Below are 13,047 nucleotides of genomic sequence, written 5' to 3'. Positions count from 1 at the left end.
CGCTCGACCGGGGGTCCTGGTCTAGCCCTTGGTCGCGAACGCAGCATAGCGCTCTCGCCAGGCGGTCACTTCGGCTCTCAAATGTGCAGGCGCGGTCTCTCCCGACAGGACGAGGCTGACGACGCTGCTCTCGGGGTGCATCAGCATCTTCTTCGATCCATCAGTGAACCAAACAGGCACCAGGTCATCGCAGAGGCTGTCGAGAATGGCGCCGGCCATGCCATTTCCGATCGCCGCGCTGCCGGGGAGCAAGCGGACCATGATCGATACGCCTTCAAAGCAATTGCGCGGCCCACGGACAAAATCGAGCGACACCAAAATGCCGGACCGGTCTGGACGGGCCTCTTCGGGCATGTCCGCGATCCTGCGCCAGGCGCAAAACCAGGTCCGGCAAATATGCGGACGCACGGCATGGATGCTGCATCCATGGCTGCCAAGGTGTGTACAAGGGGTGCCGGCCGGCTTTTTGAAATCAGGCGTATCCACGGTCAGGATGGTGCAACAGATCGTGCAATCGTCGCACGTCCGGTTGGAAAGGACGGGGCCCAGCAGGGTCGTTTCCAGATCTGTCTCTGTGTGCATCCGAGCTGGGGTGCCTTGGCCTTGCCGGGAACGCAAGTGGGATCGGACGCGCGCAATCGCGCAGGGCGGCTGCCAATGATGCGTGACCTGATACGCCGGACGAACCACCATAGAGCCCGTCACCATGTCCTTGTTGCGGCGGACGCATGATCGTCGTCGAGGGCTATCCCAGCGAGATTGCGAGCGCGATCCACGAAATGATGAGTGACGCGCATGAGGCGGGCGTGGTGTCGCGCGCGACGCTGCGCAGCTTTGATGAGGCGTGCCTTGCTCCCGCCCCTGCGCCGGCGGGCGATGAAATCCGTGCGATCCGCGAGCGTGAGCATGTCTCGCAGCCGATGTTTGCCGCTTATCTCAACGTCTCGCGCAATCTCGTGGATGCTGTTGAGGTCTACACTGAGTTTGGCGCTATCGCTTGGCCTGCTCGGCGGCGCTCGGACCAGGGAAAGCTACTCGGTTGCGTTATGATATCTCATGTCATAAAGTCTCCCCTGTTGCTCAGGGGAAGCCAATTGTTCGATCGCCTAATCAATCGGGATTCCGTAACGGTTGCCATCACTCTAGCCGGAGCGTCCCTGTATCAACCGGCACTGGCCCAGACCATGGGGGTTCAACCAGTCGTGCCGCAGGAGGGCGATAACAGGGAAGACGCGAGGGACATTGTCGTAACCGGCACACGTTTCACCGGTCGGACGGTCGAGGACTCGCCAACGCCCATCGATTCGCTACCGGTCGACCAGGTGGTGCAGGGCGGCCGCTCGGACCTCACGTCGGGACTCAAGGCCGCAGTCCCCGGTTTCAACACGCCGCGGCCCACGGGGTCGAGCTTCGCCGACTTCGCGACCCCGATCTCTCTAAGAGGGCTGTCGGCCGGACAGACGCTCATCCTGGTCAACGGAAAGCGCCGCCACACCGTCGGCGAGCTCAACCAAGCCAACAGCCTCGGCCGCGGCGACATCACTTACGACCTCAATCCCATTCCTGCCGGCGCGGTGGGGCGGATCGAGGTACTACGTGACGGCGCCGCAGCGCAGTACGGATCCGACGCGATCGCGGGCGTCATCAACGTCGTGCTCGACGACAGCATCGGCGGGGCGGCCAAAGCTGTGGTCGGCACCAACACTGCCGGCGACGGCGAACTGGTGGATATCAGCGCGTCCTACGGGGTGCCGGTCGGCGATGGCGGCGTCATCCGGGCGACGGTCCACTATCTTGACCAGAACGCCAGCAACCGCGCCCGACCGGATACGCGGCAACAATATTTCGGCGCGGGCGGAACGCGTGCGCCGTCGGCAAACTATGGCTCCGGAACCGGACTTACGCCCGCCAACGGGACGTTCGACCCGCGCGAGGCGACAATCGATCGCGACGTCTTCGCGCTCGGCCAATCAGCTTACACGATCAAGTCGGGCCTGGTGAACGTCCGGCTCCCGCTCGCCGACACGATCGAGTTCTACGGCTTAGGTGGGTACAGCCGGCTGGACGGTGTGTCGGAAGGCTTCTTCCGTCGCGCCGGGCAGGACGAGACGGTCCGGTCGATCTTTCCTGACGGCTATCGTCCCGCCACCCGGGTGCGCTTCGACGACTTTACCGTCTCAGCGGGGATGCGCGGCGGCGATCCGGCGATGCTCGGCTGGGATTTGTCGACGACCTATGGCGGCGTGAAGATCGGCGCCACCCATAGCCATTCGGTCAATCCATCGCTCGGCGCGTCGAGTCCGACCGAATTCTACCGGGGCGGCACCGACAACCGGCAATGGACGACCAATCTCGACCTGATCCGGACGATCGAGCTTGGCGACGGCGCGCCGCTGAAGATCGCGGCCGGCGGTGAGTATCGCGAGGATCGCTATCATCTGATCGCGGGCGAGCCAGACAGCTACCGCAATGGCGGCGCGATCATCGCCGGTGGCCCCAATAACGGCCGGCCTGCACCGATTGGCGCGCAGCCCACGCCCGGAACCACCGATGCCGATGCGGTGCGCGCTACCCGCCACAGCGTCGCCGTCTATGCTGAGGTAGAGAAGGAGCTGTTCGGACGCCTGACACTGGTCGGCGCGCTCCGCCACGAGCGTTATTCCGATTTTGGCGAGGCGACCAGCTACAAGGTCGCCGGCCGCCTCGCCGTCACCCCGTGGCTCGCGGCGCGCGCCAACTACGGCACGGGGTTCCGGGCGCCGGTGCTCGCTCACAGCTATTTCAACGCGACGACCAGTACCTTCATTAACGGGCAGCAGGTGCTGCTCCGCATCTTCCGGGTGGACGAGCCGGCAGCGCGGCTGGTCGGCGCAAGCGACCTCAAGCCTGAGACGTCGAAGAACCTCTCGCTCGGCGGCATCGTCACATTGCCGGGCTTCACCGCTTCGATCGACTATTATCGCATCGCGATCGAAGACCGCATCGCCATCTCCTCGCAATTCCAGGACACGCGCATCACCGCCCTGCTGGCACAGAACGGATTTCCCGGAATCTCCGCGGTCAGCTATCTGACCAACGCGGTCGATACGGTGACGCAGGGCATCGATGTTACCGCCAATACGCATTTCCCGTTCGCGAGCGGCCGACTGACCGCCAGCTTCGCGGCAAATATCAACCGGACGCGGCTCAAGCGCATCGCGGGAACGCCCCCGCCTCTCGCGGCGATCGGGATCACGACCCCGCTGTTCGACCTGACGCAGCAGGTCCGGCTGACCGACAGCCAGCCGCGCGACAAGCTGCTGCTGAGCCTCGCCTATCGATCAGGGGCGGCCACGATCCGGCTGACCAACACACGTTACGGAAAGGTCTCGGCGGTAGCTCTGACCGGGCGGACGCCGACGCAGGTCGCGGCGCTGACGCCCGGCTATGACGTGCGGCTGGTGCCGGTCTCATCGACTTCGCCCAACGTCGATATCGTCCAGACCTTCGGCGCCCGCATACTCACCGATATCGAGGCGAGCTATCAGCTAACGAACGCGATCATGCTGACGGCGGGCATCAACAATCTGTTGAACATCTATCCCGCCGAAAATCTCGCCTCGACACCGGCGAGCGTTGCGGCCGGAACCAACGGTTCCGACAATGCAGGAACCCTCCCCTACAACCCAATCTCGCCCTTCGGCTTCACCGGACGCTCCGCCTTCGCGAGCCTCAGCGTCAGCTTCTGAGCCGCGCGATGCCAGACATTTCCCAAGGATATCCGCCCATGTTCCACCAAGACGATGATCCCTTCGGTCGGCAGGCGCCGGTCCTGTCCCTGACCGGCGTACACAAGCGCTTCGGCGACAAGGTCGCACTCGACGGCATCGACCTTTCGATCGCTCCCGGCGAAGTCTTCGCGCTGCTTGGCCCCAACGGCGCGGGCAAGACCACCACGATCAACCTGATCCTCGGCTTCCTTGGCGCCGACGAAGGCATGGTCCAGGTGGCGGGCGTGGATGCTGGCGCCGATCCGATCGCCGCGCGTCGGCACGTTGCCTATATCCCAGAACAGGTCGCGCTCTATCCCGCGATGTCAGGGATCGAGAACCTTCGCTACTTCACGACCCTTGCCGGTCTGGCGCTCGACCACAAACGTTGTGCGGCACTGCTGGACGATGCCGGACTCGCCGCCGAGGCACAACTGCGCAAGGCGGGAAGCTATTCCAAAGGGATGCGCCAGAAGGTTGGTATTGCTATCGCGGTGGCACGCGCGGCACGGCTGCTGCTGCTCGACGAGCCGACATCTGGCCTCGATCCGGCGGCGTCCGCCGAATTCTCGCGCATAGTGCGCAATACCGCCGCGCAGGGCACTGCGGTGATGATGGCGACGCACGATCTCTACCGCCTGAACGAGGTCGCCGATCGCGTCGGCATCCTTCACCACGGTCGCATTGCCGAGGAGGTCGATCCGAAGCGCCTCGATCATGTTGATCTTGAACAGCTCTACATGGAGCGTCTGGCGGTATGATCGCGCGATTGCTGCAGCTCGAACTGGGCTTGCTCGCACGGGACCGGCGCCTGCGCTGGATTGCCGTGATCCTGATCGGCCTAATGTCGGCCAGCTTCGTGCTGAGATTGGGCGAGGTCCGCCGAACCGCGCAGGATGCCGCCAGTCTCTCCATCGTAGAGCGCGAACGATGGCTGTCACAGGACCCCAAAAACCCGCACTCGGCGGCGCATTACGGCATCTGGGTATTCAAGCCGACGCCGCCGCTCGCCGCGATCGAGCCGGGTCTCAATCCCTATCTGGGCCGGATGATCCGCATCGAGGCGCATCGCCGGAACGACGCGATCTTCCGGTCCGTTCAGGATGAACCGGCGACCTCCCGCGGAGCCGTGGCTTCGACCGCCGGCGTAATACGGCTGTTCGTCCCCCTCGCGGTCATCCTGCTCGGCTTCACGGCGTTCGCGGCGGACCGGGAGCGCGGCACCTTGCGGCTGGCGCTGGGGAATGGCGCGGTGCCGGCGAACCTTCTGATCGCGCGCTTGGGCGCGTTGCTCGTGGCGGTCGCGGCGATCGTCGGCATCCCCGCGCTGCTGCTCGGCACGCTCGCCAATCTGTTCGTGCCGGCGGCTGCCGAGTGGCAGTCCTGGCCACGATTGCTGCTCTGGACGGTTGCGCAGATCGGCTATGCCGCGATGTTCCTGCTGATCGCGACCGCCGCGTCACTGATCGCGCGAACAGCGCGGGCGGCGCTGGCGGCCTCGCTGTTCGTCTGGGTGCTGCTGTGCATGGTGGCGCCCCGCCTCGCCGCGAGCGCGGTGGAGATTTTCGCCCCCACGCCGATCTATGCCGAGACGCAGGCGCGTATCGAGACCGAGATCAAGCGCTACAACCGCGCCGACCTTCACCAGCAGCGCCAGGATGCGATCCTCGCACGCTATGGGGTCGAGGACGCGCGCGCCTTGCCGGTCGATCTGCGTGGGACGATGATGCATGATCGCGAACAGCACGACTATGGGGTATTCGATCGCGAGCTTGGCCGATTCGAGGCAGCGCTCGACCGCCAGGAACGGCTCGCCCGGCTGAGCGGGCTGTTCTCTCCGGCGATCGCCTTGCAGACGCTGTCCGAGGGGCTGGCAGGCAGCGGCCTTCGCCGCCACGCCGATTTCCTACGCGCCGCCGAAGCCTATCGGCGCCGGCTTTCCGACACCATGAACCTGAACCTGGCCGCGCATCCGGGGAGTGCGGAGCACCCTTATCTGGCCGGGCGCGACGTTTGGGCCAAACTACCCCCGTTCGCCTATCGCCCGGCGCCATTGGGCTCTGCCGTGAGGGAGGCACTCCTGCCGGTCGCGCTGCTAGTGCTTTGGCTATTGGCCGGTGTTGCCATCGGCCACCGTGCCGCGCGAAGGGTGCGGCCATGACCGGCATGATCCGCCGCCTCTTCGCCATCGAGGTCATGGCGCTGGTCCGCCAGCCGCTCGCGGTCGCCGTGTACGCTGCACTGTTCGCTGCAATGCTCGCGGCAGCGCTGGTCGGCGCCGAACAGGTGAAGCGGACCCACGCGGCGCTTGCCACGATCGCCACCGAGCAGACCGAAGCGATCAGTGCCGCCAAATCAGCCGCCGCGCGCTACGCCAAACCTTCGCCGCTGCGGATCGAGTATCATCGCGATCCAACTGACGCATTCGGCTACATGAACTATTTCCTAGTGACGCATGCGGTGAAGCCGCCGCTGCCGCTTGCGGGACTGGCGACCGGTCAGGCGGATCTCCAGCCCTCCCATATCCGCATCGATTTCAACAAGATATTTCCAGATACCGCCTTCGATCTCGGAAACCTGCACGCGCTCGATCTCGGCAGCTTCGATCTCGCTTTCGTCCTGATCTACCTGGTGCCGCTCGGACTGATCGCGATCGGCGCGAGCCGGCTCACTGGCGAGCAGGACTCGGGCGTGCTTAGGATGATCGCCGCGCAGCCTGTAACGCTGCGTAGGGTCGCGCTTGCCAAGGCGAGCGCGCTGGCGATAGTTTCGCTGGTCGCCATTGTCGGCGGAATGCTGCTCGCGCTGCTGATCGCGGGCTCGCTGGGCTCATTGGTGATTCTGGGCGTGGCGCTGCTGGTTGCGATGTGGGTGCTGTTCTGGGTGGCGCTGACCCTATTGGCCGCGAGCTTCTGGCGTGGGACGGTCGGTTCGGTGGTCATGCTGGTGCTCGGATGGGCGGTGCTGACCGTGTTGGCGCCGACTATCGCCGCGCTTGCCGTCAGAACCGCGCTGCCGGCGCCGTCGCGTATCGCCTATATCGACCGCAGCCGGGCGGCGATGGACGCCTTTTACCGCGACGAGACGGCGGTTCACGCCGCATGGCTTGGCCGCTTTCCACACGATGAGAGCCGCTCGACCGAGATGCTGAAAAGCCCTGAGGTGAAGCGCTTCGCCCGCGACGCATTCTATCGCGACGCGCTCAAATCGGATCGCGAAACTTTCGTCGCGCGCGATCTTGCAGTTGCGGGTGCGACCGACTGGCAGCGCCTCATGTCACCGGCGATGATGCTGGACGGCACGCTGCAGGCCGCCGCCGGCAATGACGTGCGGCACCAGCTTGCTTTCGTTGCGGCGGCCGACGCCTATGACGAGCGCCTGCGCCGCTGGTTCGAGCCTCTCGCGCTCACCAACGCCGCCGATCCCCACCGAAGCTGCCCCGACTGTCCCGGACGCCTGAACTTCACGCGGTACGACGACGTGCCCCGCTTCGTGCCCGCGCCGGACCATGGCGCCGTCATGCGCGCGATCGGCTTCGGCCTGCTTTATCTTGCCAGTGTCACCGCACTGACGATCATCTGGGCTGTCCGCCGCCTGCATGTCTGGCCGGCTTAATGGGGACTGATTCGATACTTCACCTCCTCCTGCTCGTCGCCGCATCACGCCGAGCGGGGCAGGCAGTTTCCGCACGACGCCCAATTATACCGCGACGCGGGCCTAGCTCGAACGGCAGGCGGTGGCGTCCCTCTGGCACGACAGGGCATGTTCAAATCGGCCGCCCCGCGCAGGATAAAAATAACGAATCGGCGTCGCCTATAGAGCTGCCGCCGGGCGTCGACCGCCGACGCGCGCCGAACTACACCGCCGCCGATGCTTTGGGGTGAGGTCGATTGGTCGCGCTTGCCGCCGAACTGCTCAATCCCTCTGCGTCACCCTAATGATAGCGCCGGTAATTTGAATGAAAACTTTGAGTGAGGATAGTTGTTCGCCAGCCATTCGAGATATCGGAATGCTCGCGACTTAATGCCACTTCGAAATGAAGTGAGTCACAACATACTGATAGACAATGATAATTTGATTATTCCATGATTTCCGTGGATTTGCTGAGTCAACGGCTTTATTTCATTTTTTTGAACCGCACTGCCCTTGATCTATCACTCAACTGTGGTTGAAAATATCGGTATGTCGGAAATTGCATCAACATTGTTGACAGGAGGTGTGAGCGCCAGTGGGCTATTCGCGCTCACGCTGCTGACCCTCGTGTGGCGGGTGTTGCCTCGCCTAATTGACCGGCTCCCCGAAATCATCAAAGCCATTTCTGATGCGATAGTGAAGAATGGGCGGCGCAGAGAACCCTAGACTATGCTGCGAATATCCCTTGACCAGCGCAACATTTCACGCAAAAATGTGCCCTGAGAGAATATGGACCGTGCTCATAAACTCTTGATTTTACACTATTTATTGGCAGATCATGAGCGTAGGGTGAATTGCCCGTGCGCCGGGTGCATTACCTTCCCCTTTATTGAGGCAGCCGCTTCTTCAATGCGTCCCAGGCAATTCGTCACCGGCAAGCGGAGTTCGATCTGGCACCTGCGCGAGGATTGCAAGCGCCTTAGCCGGATTAGCGCGTTCGGCACGGAGCCGAATGTCTGCGGTTGCCCTCAATTCCCCTACCCGCTCCGCAATCAGCGACGACAGAAACTGGTTAAGCGACGGGCCGTTCAGCTCCGCTAGATGCTTGGCCGCTGCCATAACATGATCTGGCAACCGCAAAGGATAGTTACTCATTTCATCTCTCCTCGTTCGAGGCGTAAAAATAACTCACCTGGCTTGATGACATCCACCCGGTACAATTCTCGTGCTGGCGTGAAGTCCCGTACGTTCATAGTAACGATGGCATCTGCCCCGGCTTGGACCGCGCATTCCAGAACCATATCGTCGGCCGGATCGCGCAGCGTCGGACGAAGCTTGGTCCTGATAGACATGATCCGCCGCGCCTGTCCAACCACGGCATCTAGCACCTGATCCAACTCCATCTTCGATGCCCAACTCGCCTCGCGCATCGCCGCGCGATTGAGCACAGCCTCATATTCCAACACCAGCGCAACGGATACAGCGTAGGGGAGTTCGCGATTCGGCGTAAATGACTCAAAAATGTGTCCTGAGAGGTGAAAAGAAAAACTCACAACATCTTGAATTTTAATCATTTATTGGCAGCTCGTGAGCATAGGGTGCATTATGTTAGGATGGCGGTGTGATCGCGTGCCATTTCAGCGCATCAAGATGAATCTGGAATGTTGCGATCTGCCGGGGAGATCGCCCAGTCGCAGATCCGCGAATGTGGCCCCTTAACTTCGACTCGCTGCACTGTTCTAATTAATCGAATGATAGGCCATGTTTTATCAGGCTGCGCAGCAGTAACGGGCCACGCTAGATCTCCAAGCACACCGGAACGAACCGAGTGAACGAAATTCGATTGGAGACCTACATGACCATCAAAGCGAACCCGACCCCCGGCAAATCCCTGATCACGCCGAACGATCACACCCTCGTCATGATCGACTTCCAGTCGCAGATGGCCTTCGCCACCAAGTCGATTTCGACCGAACTTCTGCGCAATAATGCCGCGCTGGTCGCCAACGCCGCTGCTGGCTTCAACGTCTCCACCATCCTGACCACGGTCGCCCTCGACAGCTTTTCCGGCCCGATGTTCAGCGAGATTACTCACGCCTTCCCGAACCAGCCACTGCTCGACCGCACCTCGATGAACACTTGGGAAGATGCCGCTGTCATCGATGAGGTGAACCGCATCGGCAAAGAGCGTATCATCTTCGCAGGCCTGTGGACCTCGGTCTGCATCGTCGGTCCCGTCGCCTCGGCGATCGATCAGGGCTTCGACGTTTACTTCATCTCCGACGCCTGCGGCGACATCTCCGAAGAAGCCCATGAGCGTGCCGTCGAGCGCATGATCCAACTAGGTGCGAAGCCGATGACCTCGCTCCAGTATCTCCTCGAGTTGCAGCGCGACTGGGCGCGCACCGAGACCTACGACATGACCACCGGTTTCGCGAAGAAGTGGGGCGGCGCTTATGGCTTGGGCATCACCTACGCCAAGACCATGTTCAACGCTTCCGAGGGCGCCCACTAAGCTCTCAACCCTTCGGCGTCCGGGGGCGTCCCTTTCCGCCCCGGACGCCATTCTTACCCAAAATCCAGCATCCAGGATCCCGCCATGACCAGCTTCGTCACCACTGCCGATGGCACGCAAATCTTCTACAAGGACTGGGGCAGCAAGGATGCCCAACCGATCATGTTCCACCACGGCTGGCCGCTCTCGTCCGACGACTGGGACGCGCAGATGCTGTTCTTCCTCTCGAAGGGCTATCGCGTCGTCGCCCATGACCGCCGCGGTCACGGCCGTTCGGCCCAGGTCGATTTCGGGCACGACATGGATCATTATGCCGCTGACGCTGCCGCGGTCGTCGAACATCTCGATCTGCGCAATGCCATCCACATTGGCCATTCGACCGGCGGCGGCGAAGTCGCACGCTATGTGGCGCAGTTCGGCGAGCCGCAGGGCCGCGTCGCCAAGGCAGTGCTGGTCAGCGCCGTGCCGCCGATCATGCTCAAGACCGAGCGCTATCCGGGGGGCCTGCCCATGGACGTGTTCGACGGTTTGCGCGCCGGCCTCGCCGCTAACCGCGCGCAGTTCTTCCGCGACGTCGCCGCCGGTCCCTTCTACGGCTTCAACCGCGAAGGCGCCGACGTGAAGGCGGCAGTCATCGACAACTGGTGGCGGCAGGGCATGATGGGCTCCGCGCTGGCCCATTATGAAGGCATCAAGGCCTTCTCCGAAACCGACCAGGCGAACGACCTCAAGGCGATCACCGTGCCAACGCTGGTCCTGCACGGCGATGACGACCAGGTGGTTCCATACAAGAACGCCGGTGTCCTTCAGGCCGAGATCCTGCCGAACGCCACGCTCAAAATCTATGAAGGCTATTCGCACGGGATGCTTACAGTGAACGCTGACGTGCTGAATGCCGACATTCTCGCTTTCATCCCGGCCTGACCCAGGCAACGCAGGAGAACGGACATGAAAGCCTATATCCTCTCCCTCGGCGCCGGCCTGATCGTCGGTATCATCTACAGTCTGATGGGTGTCCGTTCTCCCGCACCGCCGGTTATTGCGCTCGTCGGGCTGGCGGGCATCTTGCTCGGAGAACAGCTGATCCCGGTCGCCAAGCGCGTCGCCAGCCTTCCTGAACTGACCCGCTTCGTCCGCCAGGATTGCGTAAATCATGTACTGGGCAAACTGCCCCCACACGGTAAGCGCGACGCATGATGACCCGTCGCCAGCTGCTCGCCAGCGCCGCCGCCACCACCGCCCTGACTGCCACCACGGAAAGTTTCGCCATGACCCAGACCGATCTCATCTTTACCAACGCCAAGGTCACGACGCTGGACAGCGAGAACCCTCAGGCGCAGGCAGTCGCGATCCGCGATGGCAAGTTTCTCGCCGTCGGCACCGAGCAGGAAGTGCGCTCTGCCGCCGCGCCCAATGCCCGTGTCATCGACGCCGGCGGCCGCCGCCTGATCCCTGGCCTCATCGACAGCCACATCCACGTCATCCGTGGCGGTCTGAACTATAACATGGAGCTGCGCTGGGAAGGCGTTCCGACGCTCGCCGATGCCATGGCGATGCTGCAGAAGCAGGCAGAAAATACGCCGCCGCCGCAGTGGGTACGCGTGGTCGGCGGCTTTACCGAGCACCAGTTCGCCGAGAAGCGCCTGCCAACGATCGCGGAAATCAACGCGGCAGCACCCGACACACCGGTCTTCATCCTTCACCTCTACGACCGCGCGTTGCTGAACGCGGCAGCACTTCGGGCCGTGGGCTATACGAAGGATACGCCCAATCCGCCGGGCGGCGAGATCGTGCGCGATGCGCAGGGTAATCCGACCGGTCTGCTGCTGGCCCAGCCCAATGCGACGATCCTCTATTCGACACTGGCGAAGGGACCGAAGCTGCCGCAGGACTATCAACTTAACTCGACAAAGCATTTCATGCGCGAGCTGAACTCGCTGGGCGTCACCAGCGTGATCGACGCGGGCGGCGGATCGCAAAACTATCCTGACGACTATGAGGTCATCGACAAGCTACACAAGGACGGCGAGCTAACGCTGCGCATCGCCTACAACCTCTTCACCCAAAAACCGAAGGAGGAGCTGAAGGACTTCGCCAGCTGGTCCACCCAGATCAAGCCGGGCGATGGCGATGACAGCTACCGCCACAATGGCGCGGGCGAGATGCTCGTCTATTCCGCCGCCGATTTCGAGGATTTCCGCATCGCGCGGCCGGACATGCCGCCCGAGATGGAAGGCGATCTGGAACCGGTAATCCGCCTGCTCGCCGAGCGTCGCTGGCCCTGGCGTCTGCACGCCACCTATGACCAGACCATCTCCCGCGCACTCGACGTGTTCGAGAAGGTGAACAACGACATCCCACTTAAAGGGCTGAACTGGTTCTTCGATCATGCCGAGACGATCAGCGAGCGCAATATCGACCGGATCGCCGAGCTGGGCGGCGGCATTGCGGTCCAGCATCGCATGGCATTCCAGGGGGAATATTTTGTCGAGCGCTATGGCGCGAAAGCGGCGGAAGCCACCCCGCCGATCAAGCAGATGATGAATGCCGGTGTGCCCGTGGGCGCAGGCACAGACGCTACCCGCGTCGCCAGCTACAACCCCTGGGTGTCGCTGAGTTGGCTGGTCACATCCAAGACGGTGGGCGGCCTGACGCTCTATCCAGTACGCAATCGCCTCGATCGTGAAACCGCGCTGCGCTTGTGGACCGAGAAGAACACATGGTTCTCGAACGAGGTCGGTAAGAAGGGCCAGATCAAGACTGGCCAGCTGGCCGACCTGGCGCTGCTGTCCGACGATTATTTCAGCGTGCCTGAGAGCGAGATCACGCATCTGCGCTCGGTGCTGACCGTGCTGGGCGGCAAGATCGTTTATGGCGAGGGCAGCTTCGGTCCGCTCGCGCCCGAACCGCCCAAGGCAATGCCCGACTGGTCACCGGTCGTGACCTTCGGCGGACATTGGCGCGGCGATGATACGGCCAAGAAGATAGCGTCGGTATGCGGCTGCGCCTCATCGTGCAATGTCCACGGCCATGATCATGCGGCGGCGCTTGGCGCCAACGTGCCCGCCGCCGACGTTCAGAGCTTCTGGGGTGTCATGGGCTGCGGCTGCTGGGCCGTTTGAGAGGAGGAGCGCGCCCTCCGCCCCCGAT

General features: G+C 62.8%; 11 protein-coding genes. 8 read left to right on the top strand and 3 right to left on the bottom strand.

Features of this window, described 5'->3' with window-relative positions; translation table 11 throughout:
* Positions 1-21 precede the first annotated feature (21 nt).
* The gene (locus tag MOK15_RS20915; RefSeq protein ID WP_242933803.1) at positions 22-582 is read right to left on the bottom strand and encodes a YkgJ family cysteine cluster protein; all 561 of its coding nucleotides are present in this window, start codon (positions 580-582) and stop codon (positions 22-24) included.
* A gap of 146 nt (positions 583-728) precedes the next feature.
* On the opposite strand from MOK15_RS20915, the gene MOK15_RS20910 reads away from it, so the two are divergent.
* The 4 genes from MOK15_RS20910 to MOK15_RS20895 are packed head-to-tail and all read left to right on the top strand — an operon-like array spanning position 729 to position 7,364.
* Entirely contained in the window at positions 729-3,728 is a 3,000-nt protein-coding gene (locus tag MOK15_RS20910; RefSeq protein ID WP_242933600.1) for a TonB-dependent receptor, read from the top strand.
* 38 nt (positions 3,729-3,766) lie between these two features.
* On the top strand, positions 3,767-4,510 hold the full coding sequence (locus MOK15_RS20905) for an ABC transporter ATP-binding protein (protein ID WP_242933599.1): 744 nt from the start codon (positions 3,767-3,769) through the stop codon (positions 4,508-4,510).
* Positions 4,507-5,910: a DUF3526 domain-containing protein gene (locus MOK15_RS20900; protein ID WP_242933598.1), complete on the top strand. Its 1,404-nt coding sequence runs from the start codon at positions 4,507-4,509 to the stop codon at positions 5,908-5,910. Before MOK15_RS20905 ends, MOK15_RS20900 begins: the two co-directional genes overlap by 4 nt.
* Positions 5,907-7,364 (top strand): ABC transporter permease subunit, encoded by a 1,458-nt coding sequence (locus MOK15_RS20895; RefSeq protein WP_242933597.1) that lies wholly within the window; start codon positions 5,907-5,909, stop codon positions 7,362-7,364. The genes MOK15_RS20900 and MOK15_RS20895 overlap by 4 nt, the downstream gene beginning before the upstream one ends.
* Positions 7,365-8,288: 924 nt before the next feature.
* Here the strand turns inward: MOK15_RS20895 and MOK15_RS20890 are convergent.
* Both MOK15_RS20890 and MOK15_RS20885 read right to left on the bottom strand, forming a co-directional pair.
* Complete coding sequence (locus MOK15_RS20890) at positions 8,289-8,537, bottom strand: pilus assembly protein HicB (protein WP_242933596.1); 249 nt, start codon at positions 8,535-8,537, stop codon at positions 8,289-8,291.
* Positions 8,534-8,956 carry a PIN domain-containing protein gene (locus tag MOK15_RS20885; RefSeq protein ID WP_242933595.1) on the bottom strand — a complete coding sequence of 141 codons (423 nt, stop codon included), beginning with the start codon at positions 8,954-8,956 and terminating at the stop codon, positions 8,534-8,536. Before MOK15_RS20885 ends, MOK15_RS20890 begins: the two co-directional genes overlap by 4 nt.
* 281 nt (positions 8,957-9,237) lie before the next feature.
* Here MOK15_RS20885 and MOK15_RS20880 point away from each other — a divergent pair, with 281 nt between their 5' ends.
* The 4 genes from MOK15_RS20880 (at position 9,238) to MOK15_RS20865 (ending at position 13,019) form a co-directional block, all read left to right on the top strand.
* Complete coding sequence (locus tag MOK15_RS20880; protein ID WP_242933594.1) at positions 9,238-9,897, top strand: isochorismatase family protein; 660 nt, start codon at positions 9,238-9,240, stop codon at positions 9,895-9,897.
* Positions 9,898-9,981: 84 nt separating this feature from the next.
* Positions 9,982-10,821: an alpha/beta hydrolase gene (locus tag MOK15_RS20875; protein WP_242933593.1), complete on the top strand. Its 840-nt coding sequence runs from the start codon at positions 9,982-9,984 to the stop codon at positions 10,819-10,821.
* 24 nt (positions 10,822-10,845) lie between these two features.
* Positions 10,846-11,094, top strand: coding sequence for a XapX domain-containing protein (locus MOK15_RS20870; protein WP_242933592.1), 249 nt, complete (start codon positions 10,846-10,848; stop codon positions 11,092-11,094).
* Positions 11,091-13,019, top strand: coding sequence for an amidohydrolase (locus tag MOK15_RS20865; protein WP_242933591.1), 1,929 nt, complete (start codon positions 11,091-11,093; stop codon positions 13,017-13,019). Before MOK15_RS20870 ends, MOK15_RS20865 begins: the two co-directional genes overlap by 4 nt.
* The last annotated feature ends 28 nt before the right edge of the window (positions 13,020-13,047 follow it).

Source organism: Sphingobium sp. BYY-5, assembly GCF_022758885.1.
GTDB lineage: Bacteria > Pseudomonadota > Alphaproteobacteria > Sphingomonadales > Sphingomonadaceae > Sphingobium.
Note: the sequence above shows the minus strand (reverse complement) of the source record. Positions and strands in the feature narration are given on the sequence as shown.

Bases quoted from the DNA above. Each gene is read 5' to 3' on its own strand.
- MOK15_RS20915 (WP_242933803.1), bottom strand. From the start codon at position 582: ATGCACACAGAGACAGATCTGGAAACGACCCTGCTGGGCCCCGTCCTT.
- MOK15_RS20910 (WP_242933600.1), top strand. From the start codon at position 729: ATGATCGTCGTCGAGGGCTATCCCAGCGAGATTGCGAGCGCGATCCAC.
- MOK15_RS20905 (WP_242933599.1), top strand. From the start codon at position 3,767: ATGTTCCACCAAGACGATGATCCCTTCGGTCGGCAGGCGCCGGTCCTG.
- MOK15_RS20900 (WP_242933598.1), top strand. From the start codon at position 4,507: ATGATCGCGCGATTGCTGCAGCTCGAACTGGGCTTGCTCGCACGGGAC.
- MOK15_RS20895 (WP_242933597.1), top strand. From the start codon at position 5,907: ATGACCGGCATGATCCGCCGCCTCTTCGCCATCGAGGTCATGGCGCTG.
- MOK15_RS20890 (WP_242933596.1), bottom strand. From the start codon at position 8,537: ATGAGTAACTATCCTTTGCGGTTGCCAGATCATGTTATGGCAGCGGCC.
- MOK15_RS20885 (WP_242933595.1), bottom strand. From the start codon at position 8,956: ATGATTAAAATTCAAGATGTTGTGAGTTTTTCTTTTCACCTCTCAGGA.
- MOK15_RS20880 (WP_242933594.1), top strand. From the start codon at position 9,238: ATGACCATCAAAGCGAACCCGACCCCCGGCAAATCCCTGATCACGCCG.
- MOK15_RS20875 (WP_242933593.1), top strand. From the start codon at position 9,982: ATGACCAGCTTCGTCACCACTGCCGATGGCACGCAAATCTTCTACAAG.
- MOK15_RS20870 (WP_242933592.1), top strand. From the start codon at position 10,846: ATGAAAGCCTATATCCTCTCCCTCGGCGCCGGCCTGATCGTCGGTATC.
- MOK15_RS20865 (WP_242933591.1), top strand. From the start codon at position 11,091: ATGATGACCCGTCGCCAGCTGCTCGCCAGCGCCGCCGCCACCACCGCC.